General features: G+C 71.5%; 4 protein-coding genes and 1 tRNA gene. 4 read left to right on the forward strand and 1 reads right to left on the reverse strand.

Annotation, left to right across the window (positions count from 1 at the left end; translation table 11 throughout):
* Positions 1–73 precede the first annotated feature (73 nt).
* The 3 genes from AB0D59_RS51020 to AB0D59_RS51030 all read left to right on the forward strand — a co-directional run bounded on the left by AB0D59_RS51020 (position 74) and on the right by AB0D59_RS51030 (position 1,972).
* A complete protein-coding gene (locus AB0D59_RS51020; protein ID WP_362580050.1) occupies positions 74–1,492 on the forward strand; it encodes an MFS transporter in 1,419 nt (472 codons plus the stop codon).
* Positions 1,493–1,561: 69 nt separating this feature from the next.
* A complete protein-coding gene (locus tag AB0D59_RS51025) occupies positions 1,562–1,735 on the forward strand; it encodes a hypothetical protein (protein WP_107408581.1) in 174 nt (57 codons plus the stop codon).
* A 3-nt stretch (positions 1,736–1,738) separates the two neighbouring features.
* Positions 1,739–1,972, forward strand: coding sequence for a hypothetical protein (locus AB0D59_RS51030; protein WP_006136074.1), 234 nt, complete (start codon positions 1,739–1,741; stop codon positions 1,970–1,972).
* Here AB0D59_RS51030 and AB0D59_RS51035 read toward each other — a convergent pair.
* A complete protein-coding gene (locus tag AB0D59_RS51035; protein WP_362580054.1) occupies positions 1,951–3,162 on the reverse strand; it encodes a glycosyltransferase 87 family protein in 1,212 nt (403 codons plus the stop codon). The two genes, AB0D59_RS51030 and AB0D59_RS51035, sit on opposite strands and share 22 nt — an antisense overlap.
* A gap of 113 nt (positions 3,163–3,275) precedes the next feature.
* On the opposite strand from AB0D59_RS51035, the gene AB0D59_RS51040 reads away from it, so the two are divergent.
* Positions 3,276–3,348 (forward strand) — tRNA-Ala (locus AB0D59_RS51040).
* Positions 3,349–3,370: the final 22 nt, after the last annotated feature.

Below are 3,370 nucleotides of genomic sequence, written 5' to 3' on the forward strand. Positions count from 1 at the left end.
AGGCCCCAAGAATGAACGACTCCGTCAAGTACCGCACCCGGCCACGATACGGCGCTCACCCCACCCACAGGGCTTGACGATCAATAGGAGCATCAACCGGCCCCGGCCCCGGCTGCCGCTCGCGGTCGTCCTCGCGGCCCTGTTCATGGCCGTACTGGACGTCTTCATCGTGAACGTCGCGGCCCCCACCATCGCTTCCGACCTGCACGCCTCCGGCGCCGACCTGCAACTGGTCGTGGCCGGCTACGCCATCACCTACTCCGTGCTGCTGATCACCGGCGCCCGCCTCGGCGACCGGCTCGGCCACGGCCGGGTCCACCTCGCCGGACTCGCGCTGTTCACGACGGCCTCACTGGCCTGCGGCCTGGCCCAGGGGGTCACCGAGCTGATCGTGTTCCGACTGGTGCAGGGTGCCGGTTCGGCGGTGATGATCCCGCAGGTCCTCAGCATCATCCAGCGCACCTTCACCGGCGAGGCCCGCATCCGGGCGCTCGGCGCCTACTCGGCGGTCCTCGCGGTCGGCGCCGCGGCCGGCCAGACCATCGGCGGCGTCCTGGTCAGCGCGGACCTGTTCGGCACCGGCTGGCGGCCGGTGTTCCTCGTCAACGTGCCGGTCGGCGCCGTACTCCTCGTCCTCGGCAGGCGCGTCCTGCCGACGGGCGCCGGATCCGGACCGGAACGGGCGCGTGGCCTGGACCTGCCCGGCCTGGTCCTGCTGGGTGCCGCCGTGTCGCTGCTGACGGTTCCGCTGGTGCTCGGCCAGGAGGAGGACTGGCCGCTGTGGTCCTGGCTGTCCCTGGCGGCCGCCGTGCTCCTGTTCGCACTGTTCTGCGGTTACGAGGCCCGGCTCGCCCGGCGCGGCGGCGCCCCGATCGTCGCACCGCGGGTGCTGCGCCACCCCGGCATGGGCCTGGCCGTCTTCCGCATCCTCGCCGTGATGGCCGTCAACGCCGGACTCCTCTTCGCCCTCACCCTGCACGTCCAGGGCGGCCTCGGCTACGGCGCGCTGCGTGCCGGGCTCACCTTCGCGCCGACCGCCGTCGTCTTCGGCGCGGTCGCCCTGACCTGGCGCAGGTGGCCCGCCTCCTGGCAGCCGGCGCTGACCCCGGCCGGGTTCGCGCTGACGGCGCTGTCCGTCGCCGGCGTCGGGCTGGCCTACCACGACGGCGGCGACGGGGGCGTGCAGCTCTACGCGGCGTACGCCGGCGTGGGCGTGGGGCTCGCGCTCGCTTTCAGTCCGACACTCACCGGCGCGCTCGCAACCGTGCGCCCCGAGGACGCGGCGGACGCCAGCGGCCTCCTGGCGACCGTCACCCAGCTCGGCCAGCTCATCGGCGTCGCCGCGTTCGGCACACTGTTCTTGAACCGGCTTGAGTCACTTGGGGCGCCGGGGGCGTATACCTCTGCGGAGGCGCTGTCAGCCTGCGCATGGGCGCTCGCCGCGACGGCGGCCGCGGGTGCCGTGTCCGGACTGGTACTGAGGCGTCGCTGACCGTATTGGTCCGGCCGTGGCAGAATCAAACGGCCGGAAGGGGGCGCGGCCCGACGGGAGGGAGTAGCGATGCCTGCGAGCATCCTTGAGGAGGGCGGCCACCTCCTCGGTGCGGCGTTGATACGGGATACGATCACCCGGCTGCTCTGCCCTTCCTGCGGTTCCGCACACGTGGCCCAAGTGCTGGGCGACAATGGCGGGATCTCCTACGTGTGCACGGCCTGCGGCCACAGCTGGAGCTGATCGATGGGTGCACACAGGCGGAAGTGCGACTGGTGCGGAAGCGGCACCCCGATCGTCCGCGACATGGAGCCGATCAACCCCGACTACCAGTACTGGTGCGAGGAATGCGCTCGGGCGCTGATCATAAAAGGCGACCCGATCGAGACCTACCGTGAACTGGAGGGCGAGCCGATCTACGGCCGTCTTCTCGAGGAACACTGCACGCTCAAGCGGTTCTACTCGTTCGTCACGGCCTGAGCGGCGCCCGGCTTCGGCAACGATGTCCGGGCGAGCGCCAGGAACAGCAGTCCAGTGACCGCGTAGAGCGCCGACAACGTCAAGTCGACGGCGTTCTGGTGCAGTTCGGGCCGTCCGTGCCGGTGTGGCACCCACCACAGGGCGTACGAGCAGAAGACCAGCAGGGTGCCGGCGGACGCCGCCCGGTGCCCGCGCGTCCACAGCAGCAGCACCACCGGCACGCACCACACCCAGTGGTGCGACCAGGACACCGGGCTGATCAGCAGCGCGGTCACTGCGCACCCGGCCACCGCCCAGCCCCGCCGGCCGCGCAGCTCCGCCGAGACCGCCACAGCGAGCCCCAGGACGGCCGTCAGAGCCGCTGCGGCGGTCCAGAGCGCTCCCGGCTCGGGAGTGTGCAGCAAGCGCGCCAGAACGCCGCGCAGGGCCTGATTCGCCGTCTCCTCGGCCCGCCCCACCCGCCCCGTCCGGAACACCATGCCGGTCCAGAACCGCCACGAGTCGTACGGCAGGACGGCCGCCGCCAGCAGGGTCGCCCCCGCGAAGGCGGCGGCCGCCCCGCGCGCGTGCCGCAGCCACGGCCCCCCGTCCCGGCCGCCGCGGCGCGCCACCAGGCCCGTGACGAGCAGGAACACTGCGAACAGGGCGGGCGTCAGCTTGACCGCGGCCGCGAGCCCGACGCCCACCCCCGCCCAGCGGCCCGGCCGTTCGGCCGGAGGCCGTGACAGATCCCAAAGGATCAGCACGGCCAGCAGCAGATTGACCTGCCCGTAGCGCACGGTCGTCCACACCGGCTCGCACCACACCGCCGCCGCCGCGACCCACAGCACGCCCTCCACGCGCGCGTGCCCGGCGAGCCGCAGCGAAAGCGCCACGAACACCACCAGAAGAACGAGGTTCCCGGCCGTCGCCAGCGTCCGCATGGTCGGGACGTCCGGCAGCGTCAACGGGGTGAACAGCAGCGCCGCGAACGGCGGGTAGGTGGACGGCAGATGAGCGGCCGTCGTACGCAGCGCGTAGAGGTCGCCGCCCGCGAGGACGGTCGCCCCCTCCGCGCGGTAGACCATCAGGTCGATCATCGACACGTGCGCGGCCCGCTGAGCCGCCCAGAACGCCGTGAACGACAAGAGGCACGTCCCCAGGGCCGCCGGCACCCGGCGCCGGGTCTCGGAGAACACGATCACGGTCACGAAGTCCGACACTAGCGTCCGTATCCGTACAGAACGGAAACGATTTGGTGGTGCACCCTGTCGACCGTGTAATGTTGGCGTCGCCGCCAGGGAGACCCGGCGGAGCGAAACGCGGGGCTATAGCTCAGTTGGTAGAGCGCCTGCATGGCATGCAGGAGGTCAGGAGTTCAATTCTCCTTAGCTCCACAGATCGACACTCCACACACTG

This window comes from Streptomyces sp. NPDC048417 (assembly GCF_040651615.1).
Lineage (GTDB): Bacteria > Actinomycetota > Actinomycetes > Streptomycetales > Streptomycetaceae > Streptomyces.